Genomic DNA, 14977 nt, shown 5'->3' with positions numbered 1-14977 from the left:
TTTTTAACCTCTTTACATACTAAAAACTAATTGCTTAAAATCTAATAAAAGCTCTTTAGATATATAGTGATTATCAGCCATATTCAACATTATATCAATAGCCCTATTAGCTTCCATACCCTTTCTATAAGGCCTATCTTCCGTAAGAGCTTGGTATATATCTGCTAATGCTATTATTTGATCCTCTCTAGTCAAAGTTTCATAATTTAATTTTTCTGGATATCCTTTTCCATTTAGCTTTTCATGGTGATTTCCTGCCCATTCTGCAATATCTTCTAAACCTTCTACCTGTTTAAGTATTAATTTAGTATAGTAAGGATGAGATTTAATAATTCTAAACTCATCTTTTGTAAGCTTTCCTGGCTTCTCAAGAATATCATTGGGCACAGTAAGCTTTCCTAAATCGTGAAGGTTAGCAGCTATCTCTAATTTTTCTATCATTCTAGGACTATAACCTAAATATATAGCAAACTTTCTTGTTAAATTAGATATGCCTTGAGAATGTCTATAAGTAAAAGGACTTTTACTGTCTATTATTATTGAAAAAGCTTCTGATATTTTTTTAAGTCCATACATATCTATACAAGTATTTTTACCAGGTTCAATTAAATCTAAAACCTGTCTAATATTTTTAAATTTTAAATCTAGCCAAAATTTTTCTTTTTCCATGATGGAAAGTAATACATCACATAACTCTCCTTTGAAGTTTTTATCCCTAGAAGAATCTAACCATTTTTTTATAGTGTCTATATCTGGATTTCCTTCTAATTTTTCAAACTTCCTTAGAAAAAACAACTCAAAATAATCGGATATATGTATTATTTGAGCTGGTAATGGTATTTCATCTTTTTTAAGTCCAAATACTCCATCTCCATTCCACTCTTCATGATGATAAGTTATATATTTTATAACCTCTCTGTCTAGTGGAAGTTTAGAAACAATATCGCCACCTAATTCACAATGCTCTTTTTTTAGTTTATTATCAAAATGGATTTCTTTCACTGTATATTCTGCCATTTGTCCTGCCATTCCAATATCATGAATAAGTGCCCCATAGTAAATATCTATAATTTCTTTTTCTGACAATCCCATTTCAACTGCAATGCTGTAGGCAATATATGCAGTTCTTCTAGAATGTCCAAAATATCTATTTTCTGATATATCCAATGCCAGAGATAAGCTGGAAATAAGCTGTCCAAGTTTTATGCTAAGTTTTGTTTTTGTCAATTTCTTCCCTCATCTCATAATATGTATTATTGTCTACTTTCATCCTATATATAAAATTATATATCTTACCCCGTTTAATGACAAAATTATTTTTTTCATTTTTAAAATACTTATTATTTCTATCTATATTCTGATCATGATATATATCAAGATATTGATCATACTTCATAAAACCACATTTTTCATAACATCTTATTGCTCTTTTATTAAAACCCGCTACTTCTAATAAAAGGGTCTTCATTTTCATTGTATTAAAAAAATAATCCAAAAAAGCATTTATAGCATCTGTTCCATACCCTTTATCTACATAATTTGGATCAAATACTATACCTAAAGTCGCTTTCTTGCTTATTCTTCTTATACTTTTTATGCCAAGATACCCTATAGCTCTTTTTTCTTCATTATAAACAATAAAGTATATTCTTCTTCTACTACTTTTTTTAGAATTATACCACTCAATTATATCTTCATCGTCATAATAAGGAAAATTATAATCACTTAAAAGTGGAGTTTCATGTTTCCCCCATTTTTTCATAAAGAAAGCATCCTCTAATTTTAGTGGAGTAAGCATAACTTTATTACCTTTAATTATATCCATATTTATCATCCTAGTTTTCTTAAATAATTGCTTCGAGGATTCATCCTCGAAGCAGTTATTTAATGTTTTATAATAGATTTTAATAAAATTACTTGCCATATTAAGAAGATTTCTCAAATTCCATCTCTCTATATATAATCTGGTTTAAAAAGCTACTCTCTGTATTTTTCTAAGTTTACAAATTTAGTGAATTGACCCATCCAAACTAATTCAACAGTCCCTGTAGGACCATTTCTATGTTTTGCAATTATTGCTTCTCCTATGTTCTTTTTATCCGTATCTTCGTTATAGTATTCATCCCTATATAAAAACATTACCACGTCTGCATCTTGTTCTATGGCCCCAGATTCCCTAAGGTCAGAAAGTATAGGCCTATGATCAGACCTTAACTCAGGTGCACGTGAAAGCTGTGAAAGGGCCAATACTGGACAATCCATTTCTTTCGCCAAAGCCTTTAATCCCCTTGAAATAGATGATATCTCCTGTTGTCTGCTTTCATGAGGTGTATCTGATTGCATAAGTTGTAAATAATCTATCACCACTAAATCTAAACCTTTTTCTATTTTTAATTTTCTACACTTTGCTTTCATTTCCATAAGGGATATTCCCGCTGTATCATCAATATATATACTAGCATCAGATAATGGACCCATAGCTTCAATTATTTTTACCCATTCATCTTCATCAAGCTTTCCACTAATTATTTTTTGCAAATCTACATGGGATACAGAACTTAACATTCTCTGTACCAATTGCTCTTTAGACATTTCAAGACTAAATACTGCTACATTAGCGTCTCCTTCTAATGCACTGTTTAAAGCAATATTTAGTCCTAATGCAGTTTTTCCCATACTTGGCCTAGCTGCAAGAAGTACCAAGTCAGATTTTTGCAATCCAGAAAGCTTCTCGTCAATATCTATAAATCCTGTAGTAAGACCTGTTAGTCCATCTCCTTTCATAGACATTTCTTCAATTTTTGTAAAACTCTCCAACAAAACATCTTTTATTGGAAAAAAACCATCCCTATTTCTTCCTTGAGTTATATCAAATATGTTTTTTTCTGCTTTTTCAATTATAGCATTTACATCTTCACTATTTTCGTAACTTTTTGATACTATCTCATCACAAGACTTTATAAGTTGTCTTAATGTAGATTTTTCCTCTACTATCTTACAATAGTATTCTACATTTGCTGTAGTAGCTACGCCACCAGAAAGGCTAGTTAAATATCCTATTCCCCCTACACTATCCAATGTATTCCTTCTTTTCATTTCTTCTGAAAGGGTTATAAGATCTACAGGTTCATTTTTATTGTATAGTTCAAGTATAGTTTCATATATTTCCTTATTTGCTTCTTTATAAAAATCATCTGGCATTATTATTTCAACAGCTGTATTAATAGCTTCCTTATCTACAATCATAGCTCCTAATACAGACTGTTCTGCCTCTAGACTATGGGGAGGTAATTTTCCTAAAACTTGAGCATCTATATTAACCACCTCTTTACTTCTCTTCAGTAACTTTTACAGCAAGATTAGCTACAACTTCAGGATATATTTTTACTTCTACAATAGTTGTCCCAAGAGTTTTTATATTATCATCTAATGCTATTTTCCTCTTATCTATATTAACATTATGTTGTTTTTTAAGGGCTGCTGATATATCCTTTGATGTTATAGAACCAAAAAGCTTGCCACCTTCTCCAGCTTTTCCTTTAATTACTACACTAGTTTCATCAAGTTTCTTTTTCAATTCTAATGCTTTATTATACTCTTCTTCTCTTTTCTTTTTCTCTATTTTTTTCTTTTCTTTTAAAGTCTTAAGATTCCCTTCAGTAGCTTCTATTGCTATTTCTTTAGGAAGTAGATAGTTCCTAGCATAGCCATCTTTTGCATTTACTAAATCCCCTTTTTTTCCTAACCCTTTTACATCTTTTAATAGTATTACTTTCATTTATCCTCACCTTCCTTTAAATATTCATCAATTGAATCTATAAGCATTTTTTCAGCTTCATCTATAGTCACATCATTAAGTTGAGTACCAGCACTAGTTAAATGCCCTCCTCCACCTAATTTCTCCAATATTAATTGAACACTTATTTGGCCTAAAGACCTACCACTAATATGAACTTTGCCATTACTTAGTGTAAGTACAAAGGAAGCCATTACACCATTAATATTTAAAAGGTCATTAGCAGCTTGAGCTGCTATAAGAACTGAGTCATCAATATTTTCTTCCAATCTAGATATAGCCATTTTTCCATGAACAATAAATGCATTTTTAACTACTTCTGCTTTTAAAATATAGGTATCATAATCATCCTTAAACAGTTGTTTTACTGAGGTTGTATCTGCACCTGCTCTTTTAAGAAAAGAAGCAGCTTCAAATGTTCTTACCCCAGTTTGGAAAGTAAAATTTTTAGTATCTACACTTATTCCTGCTAATAGTGCATCTGCTTCAAAATTAGTTAACTCCATTTTATCTTCCATATAGTAGAGTATCTCCGTTACCAATTCACAAGTTGAAGAAGCATAAGGCTCTAAATAAACAAGAATAGGATTTTTGATAAATTCAGCCCCTCTTCTATGGTGATCTATTAAAACTACTTTTTCTACTATATCTAATAGTACTGGAGCTTCTGTAAAGCTAGGTTTATGATTGTCTACAACAACTAAAAGAGATGATTTGTCTGCTATCTCTATTGCTTCTTCTGGTGTTATAGTTTTATTTAAATATTCAGGTTGTTCTTTGGCCATTCTATCATATATATTTTTAATAGATGGATTAGAACCTTTAAGCACTAAAAAACCTTTTTTATTCCTATTTTCAACTGCTCTAAGTATTCCAATACTTGCTCCAAAAGAATCCATATCTGCGTTTTTATGTCCCATTACAAACACCTTCTCTGATTGATCTATAAGCTGTCTTAATGCATGGGATATAACTCTAGATTTAACCTTATTTCTTTTTTCTACTGCTTTAGTCTTTCCACCATAAAAACTTAATCTATCGTTTTCTTTTAATACAGCTTGATCTCCGCCTCTTCCTAATGCAATATCTATTGCTGCTTTTGCATATTCATAGGTTTCATTAGGATCTTTCCCATTTATTCCTATACCCATACTTAAAGTGATGGGTATTTTATTTCCTAAATCTATTTCCCTTATTTTATCTAAAATATTAAATCTCTTGGCTTCTAATTTTTTTAAATGTTCATTTTCAAATATAATTATATATTTATCATTTTCATATTTTCTCACAAGTCCATTTATACTTGTTGCAAAAGCGTTTATGCTTTTATCTATCTCTGCAAGAACAATAGGTCTATTTACCTCATCTGTATTGCTTTTTACTTCATCATAGTTGTCTACCTGTGCTACACATATTATTATTTTTTCATCTCTATATCTATTTTTAAGCAGTTTAAAATCTGTATCATCTATCCAATAAAGCATAGCAACAAGATTATCAGAGTTTGCCTTCTTTTTATTGTCTACTATATTATAATATATTTTATAATATTTATTTTCAATTTTCACATCTATAGGTTTTTTATCTTCTTTAAATATGTCTTCTATTTTTATTTCAGATACTAAATCTCCTATCTTTTTATTTAAAATTTCCTCTTCTTCCATCATAGTTAAAAATTTTGTATTATACCAGCTTATAGTCCCATCTTCTTCTATCATAGTTAATGGGACAGGCATATTAAATACTGCATGCTCAGTTAAAGAATTAAATTTCTCTTCTAGACCTTCTACATACATAGTCCATTCTTCTTTTCTAGCATGAACATCTTTCCAATAATAATATATTAGATATCCAAGAACCAGTACTCCAAAAAAAGCTATTATAGGTTTATATAAAGCTAATATAAACACCAATACGCCTATAACAAATAAGCATGCCTTTATATCTGGTGTAAGAAACTTAAAATATTTTTTAATATCCATAAAAAATCCTCCTAAAGGAATTATATTCTTCTTCTTATTCTTCTAAAGTCAAATATTATATCTAGGAAACCTATAATAGAAATAATTGCACTTAAAGGTACTGTTGCTATTATAAATATTATAAGAATCCCTTTAATTACTTTATTTAATCTACTCTTATTTAAATAAAATATTATTACGGCTAATCCCTCTAAGAAAAAGAAAAATGAAATTAATAATGTTACATTTATAAGTATAGTTTCATGATATGTAACTTTTAAAGCTCTTAATATAAATACGCCTACATAGATTACTATTGTACCTAATATAATATTATCTGGTAATTTAAAATAAGAAAACCTTGGTACACTTACTATTCCATACCCCATTTTCCTAAGAATAGATGTAGATATTATATTATTTAAAAATGCCGTAAACATCGAAAACATAATTATTGTAGATGGTATTATTAAAATCATGTATTCATATATATTTTTTAAATTATCAGTGGTCTCATACATTTCATAAGAACTAAGTCCCATATCTTTTAATAGTTTTATTTGAGATTTTAAAACTTGAGAAAAGGCTTCTTCTATCTGATTTACAAAACTAATCCCTGTTATTTTCCCTAATAAAGTTATGGTTATTATGTATGAAATTAAAGCTACAATAGTTGTATATAACATAATTTCTTGGGAACTTTTCCTTTTTTTAATCAAATAATTTAAGGCTATACTTATAGGCGCAAAGGCTAGCAATATAAAGAATCCAATAGTTTTGTCTGCAAACAGCCCTAAAAGTAAAGTAGATATTATCATGCTGGTTATATTGTATTTCATACCATTTCTAATTCCCAATACTATAAAAGCGGCTGGAAAAAGTATGCCTAGTATAGGTAAAAAATATATGGCTATTAGCATATATATTGTAGATATACCAATTGCTAAAATAGATTCTAAAAAGGGCTTATTATTATCATTTTTCTGATTCAAACCTTTCACTCCTATTCTCCTCTTCTATTACTGAAATTTTCATTTAATTCACTTAAATCACCATACCATTTCTCTATCTTATGCTCTTCTATCATTCCAAGTTTTATTTTATTTTCAACCTTTAAATTTATAGTCTCATAACTTAATCCTAGCCTTTTCCCTAATAAATAGGATACAAGTATTACATTAGATATTATATCCAATATATCGTCTTTTGTATTTTCAACCCCTTTTGCTAAAAGTTCAAATAATTTAGCTATAGATGTCAATAACTCACATTTAAGCCACTCTATTATCTTTACATTCCTAATAATATCTATATTTCCACCTTTTTTCATATTCCTTTCACCCTTTATCTTTTTCGGTAAAAACCTTAAATTTTTTATCAAAAAGTAAGCCTTATTAAAATAATACAGAGTAATAGATAGTATGTCAAACAAAAACATGTATTGTTAAAGTCTTTAAGGATTGGAAATCATATCTTCTGGAAGAAATGTTTTTACTATAAAAGCTAATATACCTCCTATTAAAGCAGTATAAAGTTGAGGAATTGAAAAAGCAGCTACTACTTTTGGTGGTATTTGAACAAATAGAACCACTATATATCTTACTGATATAGCTAAAAATAAATATTTTATAATGCTAGATATAATAATAGATATAATTTCTTTAGATGAATTTAATCTGTCTTTAAAAAATTTAAAAAATAAAACATACAAACCATTCCCAATCATAATAAAAGGAACTATAGGTAAAAATGGGGTAATACCAAAGAAAAATGCAATTAAAGGCGTTAAAAATCCTACAATCAATCCAGATAAAGTTCCTACTAAATAAACGCTCATAATAAGTACAAAATTAACTAAAGGTCCAACTAGTGGTTGTCCTATCCCTTTTAATCCTATTTGAAACACTAAAGCTATAGCTAGTAACATAGCTGTTTTTGCTATAAATTCCGTTGTTATTTTATCCCTCAACTTTACATCCCCTTTCATTTTATTACCTTGTATATATAGAGAATATACTAATTTAGGATATTTTTCAATTAAAAAAAGAGAGTTCTCACTCTCTTTTTTAATCTGCGTTATAAGGTAATAATGCTACTTGTCTAGCTCTTTTTACAGCTTTTGTAAGTTGTCTTTGATGTATTGCACAATTTCCTGTGATTCTTCTTGGCAATATTTTACCTCTATCAGATATATATTTTTTAAGTTTGTTTATATCTTTATAGTCTAAATGATCAACTTTATCTGCGCAAAAACTACAAACTCTTTTTCTAGATCTATATCTTTTTTGTACCATATTTTCGCCTCCTTTTTAGAACGGAATATCGTCATCATCTACTGGATGAAAGCCTTCAATATCTGGATAATCTGAAGTACTTTGGCTAAAATCTGAACTTCTGTTATTGTCACCCCACTCTAAAAACTGAACTCTCTCGGCAACTACTTCTGTAATATACCTTCTAGTTCCGTCTTTTGCTTCATAAGACCTGGACTGTAGTCTTCCTTGAACGGCAGTAAGCCTGCCTTTCGCTAAGTAATTTGCACAATTCTCAGCTTGTTTACCCCAAACAACAATATTTATAAAATCTGCTGTTGGTTGACCTTTAGATTCCATTTCTTGTTTTTTTTCTTTAGATATTTGTTTGTCTACTGCTAGACTAAAATTAGATACAGGGGTTCCATTTACAGGAAGAAATCTAAGCTCAGGGTCTCTTGTAAGTCTTCCAATTAAAACTACATTATTCAAATATAACACCACCCTTAGCCTTATTCATCTTCTTTAATTATCATATGTCTCATAATACCATCAGAGATTTTAGCTATTCTATTAATTTCATCAACAACCTTTGGTGTTGACTCAAAGTTAAGTACTACATAATATCCATCAGTATAGTCATTTATTTCATATGCAAGCTTTCTACTTCCCCACTCATCAACATTGGAAATAGTACCATCTGATTCGATTATTTCCTTAAATCTATTAAGGAGATTGTTTCTTTTCTCATCTTCCATATCTGGTACAAAAATTAACATTGCTTCATATTTTTTCATATCTTCACCTCCTCATGGCCTAACGGCTCTAATTTATAAATTAGAGCAAGGACTAATCTATGAAATTATATCATTTATGTTTTAATTTTGCAATATATTTTTATATTTAAATTCCCTATGTTTGCACATAGGGAATTTAAAATACTTATTTCTATGCTTTTTGAGATTCTTTCATCATACTTTTTATAGCTTCTGCAAGTCTTTTAATACCTATTACTATTTTTTCATCATCCATACTAGAATAATTAAGTCTTAAAGTATTTTCATTTCCACCATTAGGGAAGAATGATCCTCCAGGAACAAAAGCCACATTCTTTTCAATAGCTTTAACAGCTAAATCCCTAGCATTCATATATTCTGGAAGAACTACCCAAGTAAATAATCCACCTTCAGGATTAGTGAATTTTATTTCTTCTGGAAACTCTTCTTTCATAGTATTTATCATTAAATCTCTTCTCTTTTTATATACTTTTTTCAACTTCTCAATATGTGCCTCTATATCATATTCTTCTAAGAACTTAGCTACTTGCATTTGAGAAATAGTACTTGATTGCAAGTCTGAACCTTGTTTTGCAAGTACAAATTTATTTAGTACTTCCTCTTCAGCGCATACCCATCCAAGTCTTAATCCTGGACAGAATATCTTAGAAAATGTACCTAGGAATATAACCCTTCCCTCAGTATCATAATGTTTAATTGCTGGATAATACTCTCCTTCAAATCTTAACTCTCCATAAGGATTATCTTCAATTATTGCTACATTATATTCATTTGCTAATTCTATAAGCCTTTTTCTTCTTTCTATAGACCAAGTTCTACCTGATGGATTTTGAAAGTCTGGTATTACATATATAAATCTAACCCTATCATTATTTTTAAGTATGTCTTCCAATTCCTCCATGATCATTCCATTTTCATCTGTAGGAACACCTATGAACTCTGGTTCGTAAGCCTTAAATGCATTAATCGCCCCTAGATAACTAGGACTTTCACAAAGTACAATATCCCCTGGGTTTAAAAATATCTTTCCTGAAAAATCTAAGCCTTGTTGAGAACCACTAGTAACTAGTATATCTTCTGGCTTACATTCAACTCCTACCTTCTCCATCCTCTTAGTAATTTCCACTCTTAATGGTTCATAGCCTTCTGTAGGTCCGTATTGTAATGCTGTTGTCCCTTGCTCTTCTAGTACTTTAGAAGATACTTTCTCTAGTTCTTCTACAGGAAATAACTCTGGTGCTGGAAGACCACCAGCAAAAGAAATTATTTCTGGCTTTTGAGTAAGTTTTAGCAACTCTCTTATTTCTGAAGCCTTAATGTTATCCATTCGTTTAGCATACCTTAAACTCACAAAGAGCACCCCCTATTTCGAAAAGCGTTTTCCTTATGTAAAACGCTCTCTCTCAATATTAGTTTATCATGTAAAAAATTAATTGTCTAGATTTTGATAAAGAAGCTATTTTAAATTTTATTAATTATTTTTTTACATTTTCCCATTTTCCATCTATATATATTTTTCTAACCCTTTTTTCAAAATTAATTCTGGGTATCCAAACCTGCCTTTCACATCCTAAACATTTAAGTTTAAAATCTACCCCAGTTCTTAATATTTCCCATTCGTTGGTACCACAAGGGTGGGGTTTTTTTAGTGAAACTACATCTCCTACTTTATATTTTCTAATCATATTTCTCCCCCCATTAAGCTTTTTTCTCAATAACTACCCTTTTTGGATAAGGTATTTCTATATTATTATTATCAAAGGCTTCTTTAATTTCTTTTCTAAGTAGCCTTTCAATTCTCCATTGTTCCATAGGTTTCGTTTTCGCCACTATAGTTAAACCTATTTCATATTCACCTAGTTTTGAAATTCCTAAAACTGTAGGTCCTTCTACGATGCTATCCTCTCTATCTTTCAACTTTTTAGAAATATCTTCTAATACCTTTATAGCTTTATCTATATCTTCTTCATAAGATATACTTACCTCAACTAATGCTCTCATAGCTCCTTTAGTACTATTAGTAACTATTTGGATATTGCTATTAGGAATTATATAAAGCTCTCCAGAAAACCCTCTAACTTTAGTAACCCTAAGTCCCATTTCTTCTACTATACCTTCGTATCCATCAATCTTTACATAATCTCCTACAGAAAACTGATCTTCGAACAAAATGAAAAAACCAGTTATAACATCTTTTACGAGGCTTTGAGCTCCAAATCCTATAGCAAGCCCTCCTATTCCAGCTGTTGCTAGTATAGAAGTGGTCTTTATACCAAATAACTCTAGTGCTGGTACTAAGCCTATAAAATAAAATACATATTTACCTAAGTTTTTTAAAATGGCTGCAAGGGTATTGGCTTTTCTATCATCCATGCCAAATCTTAATTTATTTCTTCTTTCCATAGTCCTATTGATTAGAGCATTTAAAACCCTAATTGCTATTCTAACCAATAAGAATATTATAACTATCTTAACTAGTTTTCCTAATATAGTTAAATCTTCATTTCTATTTATAAATATTCCTTTTAAAAATTGTAAAACCCCTTGCATTGTATCTCTCCTATCAATAAACCTTTTCTATATTATTTTTTGCGTTTTCTTTCCAAAGTTTATATATGCCTTTGATAGCTAAACTCTTTTCATTAACTATTTCCTCTACTTCATTTATATGCTTTAAATCAAATTTAATAGATAAACCACAACTAGAAGTTATTTCTCTAGGTGTAGGTATTGTTTTAAATTTCAATCCTAAGTTTTTAAATAGTTTCTCTCCTTCTATTGCGTGATGGGTTGATTCAAATGTCAAAACTCCAAATTCTTTACTCTCCATTATAACATACTCCTAACCAATAATAATATTATTTGTAGGATTTTTAATTTTTTCCAATATAGTATACATATTGGTTACTCCACCTACTTGTAATTTATCTTGAATTTTAAAAAAGTCTAAACATGTGCCACAAGAAAGTATCTCTACTCCTTGTTCTTCTAATTTCTTTAAATCATCTAAAACCTCAGAACCTTCACAAGTTAATTTTACTCCTCCATTATAAAATACTAATGTAGATGGATAAGGAACAGATTCAGTTAAAGTATAAATAAAACTTTTCATAAGTATTTTCCCTAATTCTTCTGAACCTTCACCCATAGTTGAAGAACTAAAAGCAATAGTCATATCTTTAAATGTATCAGGTATACATACATTAGCTTCTTCCTTTGATTCTCCTTTGATTATTTGAACATAGTATTCACTATCACTCTTTTTATCCACCTCAAATTCGTATCCAGAGCTCTTTGCCAATTTAGAAACATTTTCTTTTGCAACTTCATTATCTACAATAGTAATTACTACACCATCAGTTATTTCATCTAATGCTTTTTTAGTCATTATTACAGGTTTTGGACAAGCTTCCCCTCTTGCATCTACTTCTCTTTTCATGAAAATCCCTCCTATATGTTTAAACTAACTATATTATACTAATAAATATCCAATTCAATATTGATTATAGATAATATATATATAGTTTTATTTTTTATAAAAAAAATCTATAGTTTTCCTTTGTTATTTTAAATATTAATTTATTTAATTTGTATATTAATATTTTTAAATATGTCATTGACATTTTTAAAGTTAAAGAATAATATATTATTAAAGATTATATATACGATTAGTTTTAAAAGGAGGATTTCCTTTGAAGTCTAATACTATAAAGATTCTTAATCAACTAGACCAAGGTAAGATTAGTTGTAAAAAAGCCATAAGATTAATTAATAAAAAAAATAGAAGAATAAAATCAACAAGAAAGGCCTCTAAACTGAAAATATATGTATCAGAAAAAAATAAAACTATAAGATTGCCAGGAATACATTTTTGTTTTTTAAAATTTTTAATTAATATAGGTATTTATATAGCTAATATTTCAATGAAAAAAGGAAAAATAGATGATGAGGATACAAAAAAGCTATTATACATATTAAATGAAATAGATTTAAATATAATTTTTAATGAATTAAAAAACTATGGTCCATTTGATCTGATACATGTTGAAGAAGGAAAAGATACTGAAATTAAAATATCCATACTATAAGAAAGGTGATTAGAATGAAAAAAGAAGCTATAGGTAAATGTCCCGTTTGTGGAAAACCTATGGAGGTTACTAAACTATCTTGTAACCATTGTGATACCCATATAGAAGGGCATTTTACACTATGTAAATTTTGCAAACTTACTGATGAACAGAAACATTTCGTAGAAGTTTTTATAAAAAACAGAGGTAATATTAAGGAAATTGAAAAAGAATTAGGTATATCTTATCCTACTGTAAGGAATAAACTAGAAAATATTATAGAAGCATTAGGCTATAGTCCTAAATATAATTCTAATATAAATAAAAAAGAAGTATTAGAAAAATTAAGTGCTGGAGAAATCACTTCAGAAGAAGCTATTAAGTTGTTAAAAAATTAAAATAAAGTCCAGCTAAGAATTGTCAATAGTAAATTTAAAAATTTTTAATAAATATTTCAATCAATTCTAGCTAAAAAAGGGTAAATTTAATAGGCCTTCTAAAAGGCGTCAAAAATTCAAAATTAAATATAGAATTCCTTATGCAGCGATGCCGTATTTCGCCTTCAAGTAATTCGCTTGGTGTTCCTCTGGAGTGATGATTTTAAATTCTTTTTCATCACGAAGTATTGCAAATACAATATTACACACTTTATGCATGATGGCTCCTAGAGCTACCATTTTAGGCTTACTTTGACACTTTTTAAGATAGTATTCACGTAGAACAGGATTGTTAGCAGTTCCATTACGATTTAGAGCAATACTGACTAAAGCTATGGTATGTATTACTCTTCTTGCAATCCGTGAACCTCGTTTTGATATATTAACATCAGTACCTTTAAAGTTGCCAGATTGTTTAACAGCTGGATCAAGACCAAAATATGCAAAAAGTTGTTTAGGAGATTTAAAAGCAGAGAAATCCCCAATTTCACACATAAGGGTAACAGCGGAAAGAAAGCCAGCACCTTTAATAGATTCAATAAGGCGTATTTGCTTTACAAAATCTGTATCCTTGTTAGACTCAACAAGTTCACGCATATCAGATAATATAGCTTCGATTTCAACGTTATACTGTCTGATAAAACGGATATATAGAAGGATACGTTTGAAATTACTGTTTACAGAATAACTAAAGGTCTTAGCATCCTTAGCAGCCTGAATAATAGCCTTGTACTTCTTTTCAGCATAGGTAATACCAAAACGAGCAGTAGACCTAATAGAGGCAATAATTTGATCTTTAGAAGCCTCTAAAAATCCATCTGGAGAAGTAAACTTCTCTAACAAGGTCAAGGATGTATTAACGGTAACCTTGGAAAAAATCTTTAAATACTGTGGAAATGCTATTCTAAGTTCACCTTGAAGTTTATTAATGTAAGCAGAACGATTATCCACAAGATCATAATACTCTCTTGAAAGATTTCTTAAATCAAGGGCAAGCTCCGAAGGCATAAGAGATACTTTTAAATCAGGCTTTAGACCAATTAAAGCAAGCTTTTTAGAATCAAATTTATCATTATGGACTTTCCTAATATTAATATTTGTGCTATTCTTAGAGATGATAGGATTAATGATGGATACCAAAAATCCTTTATCACTAAGATAGCAGAAGAGTGGGTAATGATAAATCCCTGTGGATTCTAGGAAAATACGGCTTTCCAAAGAATACATCTCTTCTGCTTCTTTGATTTTTGAAACAGCCATAGATAGGGAATTAAAATCAGAATGAATGATTTTAAAAGGTTTACCCACAAAGGTTTGATTAGGTAGTGCAATAGACATAAAACTAAAGTCCGAACCTACATCAATACCAACAGAAATAAATAAATCATACTTAACACTATTAGACATAAACTACAGCTCCTTTCAGATAGGAATCCATTTCCAAACAATGAGTACACATCCTAGCATGTGATACGGGTATAGCCCGAAGGCTCCCAACCAGCCAAATCATAAAACCTCATTGAATGGACTAATTGACTTAATCAGGGGTATGAGCCAGTAGAAACTGACTTCCCAAGGGGGAATACATTTTTCGTCCTATCCCTTAAGATTATATCTTATGATAAGTCTGAAGTCTATCAGGAGCCATTAGACATATTAAATTAGAA

General features: G+C 29.6%; 19 protein-coding genes. 2 read left to right on the top strand and 17 right to left on the bottom strand.

Translation table 11 applies throughout. From position 1 onward, the window contains the following. Positions 1–12 precede the first annotated feature (12 nt). The 16 genes from FYJ27_RS06865 to yedF all read right to left on the bottom strand — a co-directional run bounded on the left by FYJ27_RS06865 (position 13) and on the right by yedF (position 12245). Positions 13–1227, bottom strand: a complete 1215-nt coding sequence (locus FYJ27_RS06865) for an HD-GYP domain-containing protein (protein WP_154484120.1) — start codon at positions 1225–1227, stop codon at positions 13–15. Next, positions 1208–1825 (bottom strand): GNAT family N-acetyltransferase, encoded by a 618-nt coding sequence (locus FYJ27_RS06860; RefSeq protein ID WP_195839100.1) that lies wholly within the window; start codon positions 1823–1825, stop codon positions 1208–1210. The genes FYJ27_RS06865 and FYJ27_RS06860 overlap by 20 nt, the downstream gene beginning before the upstream one ends. A 152-nt stretch (positions 1826–1977) precedes the next feature. Continuing rightward, positions 1978–3324, bottom strand: coding sequence for a replicative DNA helicase (gene dnaB / locus FYJ27_RS06855; protein ID WP_226808356.1), 1347 nt, complete (start codon positions 3322–3324; stop codon positions 1978–1980). A 4-nt stretch (positions 3325–3328) separates the two neighbouring features. Continuing rightward, on the bottom strand, positions 3329–3778 hold the full coding sequence (gene rplI, locus FYJ27_RS06850; RefSeq protein ID WP_154484117.1) for a 50S ribosomal protein L9: 450 nt from the start codon (positions 3776–3778) through the stop codon (positions 3329–3331). Then, positions 3775–5778, bottom strand: a complete 2004-nt coding sequence (locus FYJ27_RS06845) for a DHH family phosphoesterase (protein ID WP_154484116.1) — start codon at positions 5776–5778, stop codon at positions 3775–3777. Before FYJ27_RS06845 ends, rplI begins: the two co-directional genes overlap by 4 nt. A gap of 20 nt (positions 5779–5798) precedes the next feature. After that, on the bottom strand, positions 5799–6749 hold the full coding sequence (locus FYJ27_RS06840) for a DUF2232 domain-containing protein (protein WP_154484115.1): 951 nt from the start codon (positions 6747–6749) through the stop codon (positions 5799–5801). 11 nt (positions 6750–6760) lie between these two features. Further along, the gene (locus FYJ27_RS06835; protein ID WP_154484114.1) at positions 6761–7087 is read right to left on the bottom strand and encodes a MazG-like family protein; all 327 of its coding nucleotides are present in this window, start codon (positions 7085–7087) and stop codon (positions 6761–6763) included. Between the two features lie 123 nt (positions 7088–7210). After that, positions 7211–7726 (bottom strand): ECF transporter S component, encoded by a 516-nt coding sequence (locus FYJ27_RS06830; RefSeq protein ID WP_226808358.1) that lies wholly within the window; start codon positions 7724–7726, stop codon positions 7211–7213. A gap of 97 nt (positions 7727–7823) precedes the next feature. After that, entirely contained in the window at positions 7824–8051 is a 228-nt protein-coding gene (rpsR, locus tag FYJ27_RS06825; protein WP_154484112.1) for a 30S ribosomal protein S18, read from the bottom strand. A 15-nt stretch (positions 8052–8066) separates the two neighbouring features. Further along, entirely contained in the window at positions 8067–8510 is a 444-nt protein-coding gene (locus FYJ27_RS06820; protein WP_326831053.1) for a single-stranded DNA-binding protein, read from the bottom strand. Positions 8511–8521: 11 nt separating this feature from the next. After that, complete coding sequence (gene rpsF, locus FYJ27_RS06815) at positions 8522–8806, bottom strand: 30S ribosomal protein S6 (RefSeq protein WP_154484110.1); 285 nt, start codon at positions 8804–8806, stop codon at positions 8522–8524. A 151-nt stretch (positions 8807–8957) separates the two neighbouring features. Continuing rightward, entirely contained in the window at positions 8958–10157 is a 1200-nt protein-coding gene (locus FYJ27_RS06810) for an aminotransferase-like domain-containing protein (protein WP_326831052.1), read from the bottom strand. 124 nt (positions 10158–10281) lie between these two features. After that, positions 10282–10491, bottom strand: coding sequence for a DUF951 domain-containing protein (locus FYJ27_RS06805; protein WP_154484109.1), 210 nt, complete (start codon positions 10489–10491; stop codon positions 10282–10284). Positions 10492–10504: 13 nt separating this feature from the next. Continuing rightward, positions 10505–11356, bottom strand: coding sequence for a mechanosensitive ion channel family protein (locus tag FYJ27_RS06800; protein WP_154484108.1), 852 nt, complete (start codon positions 11354–11356; stop codon positions 10505–10507). A gap of 13 nt (positions 11357–11369) precedes the next feature. Beyond that, positions 11370–11636: a DUF3343 domain-containing protein gene (locus FYJ27_RS06795; protein WP_154484107.1), complete on the bottom strand. Its 267-nt coding sequence runs from the start codon at positions 11634–11636 to the stop codon at positions 11370–11372. Between the two features lie 12 nt (positions 11637–11648). After that, positions 11649–12245, bottom strand: a complete 597-nt coding sequence (gene yedF / locus FYJ27_RS06790) for a sulfurtransferase-like selenium metabolism protein YedF (RefSeq protein WP_154484106.1) — start codon at positions 12243–12245, stop codon at positions 11649–11651. A gap of 253 nt (positions 12246–12498) precedes the next feature. On the opposite strand from yedF, the gene FYJ27_RS06785 reads away from it, so the two are divergent. Further along, entirely contained in the window at positions 12499–12894 is a 396-nt protein-coding gene (locus FYJ27_RS06785; protein ID WP_154484105.1) for a hypothetical protein, read from the top strand. Positions 12895–12908: 14 nt separating this feature from the next. Next, on the top strand, positions 12909–13271 hold the full coding sequence (locus FYJ27_RS06780) for a DUF2089 domain-containing protein (RefSeq protein WP_154484104.1): 363 nt from the start codon (positions 12909–12911) through the stop codon (positions 13269–13271). Positions 13272–13409: 138 nt separating this feature from the next. Here the strand turns inward: FYJ27_RS06780 and FYJ27_RS06775 are convergent, their stop codons facing one another. After that, a complete protein-coding gene (locus FYJ27_RS06775; RefSeq protein WP_154484103.1) occupies positions 13410–14717 on the bottom strand; it encodes an IS110 family RNA-guided transposase in 1308 nt (435 codons plus the stop codon). Between the last annotated feature and the right edge of the window lie 260 nt (positions 14718–14977).

It is taken from the genome of Anaerosalibacter bizertensis (assembly GCF_009696605.1).
Classification (GTDB): Bacteria; Bacillota; Clostridia; order Tissierellales; family Sporanaerobacteraceae; genus Anaerosalibacter; species Anaerosalibacter bizertensis.
The sequence above is the reverse complement of the archived record's forward strand: the minus strand, read 5'-3'. Positions and strand labels throughout refer to the sequence as shown.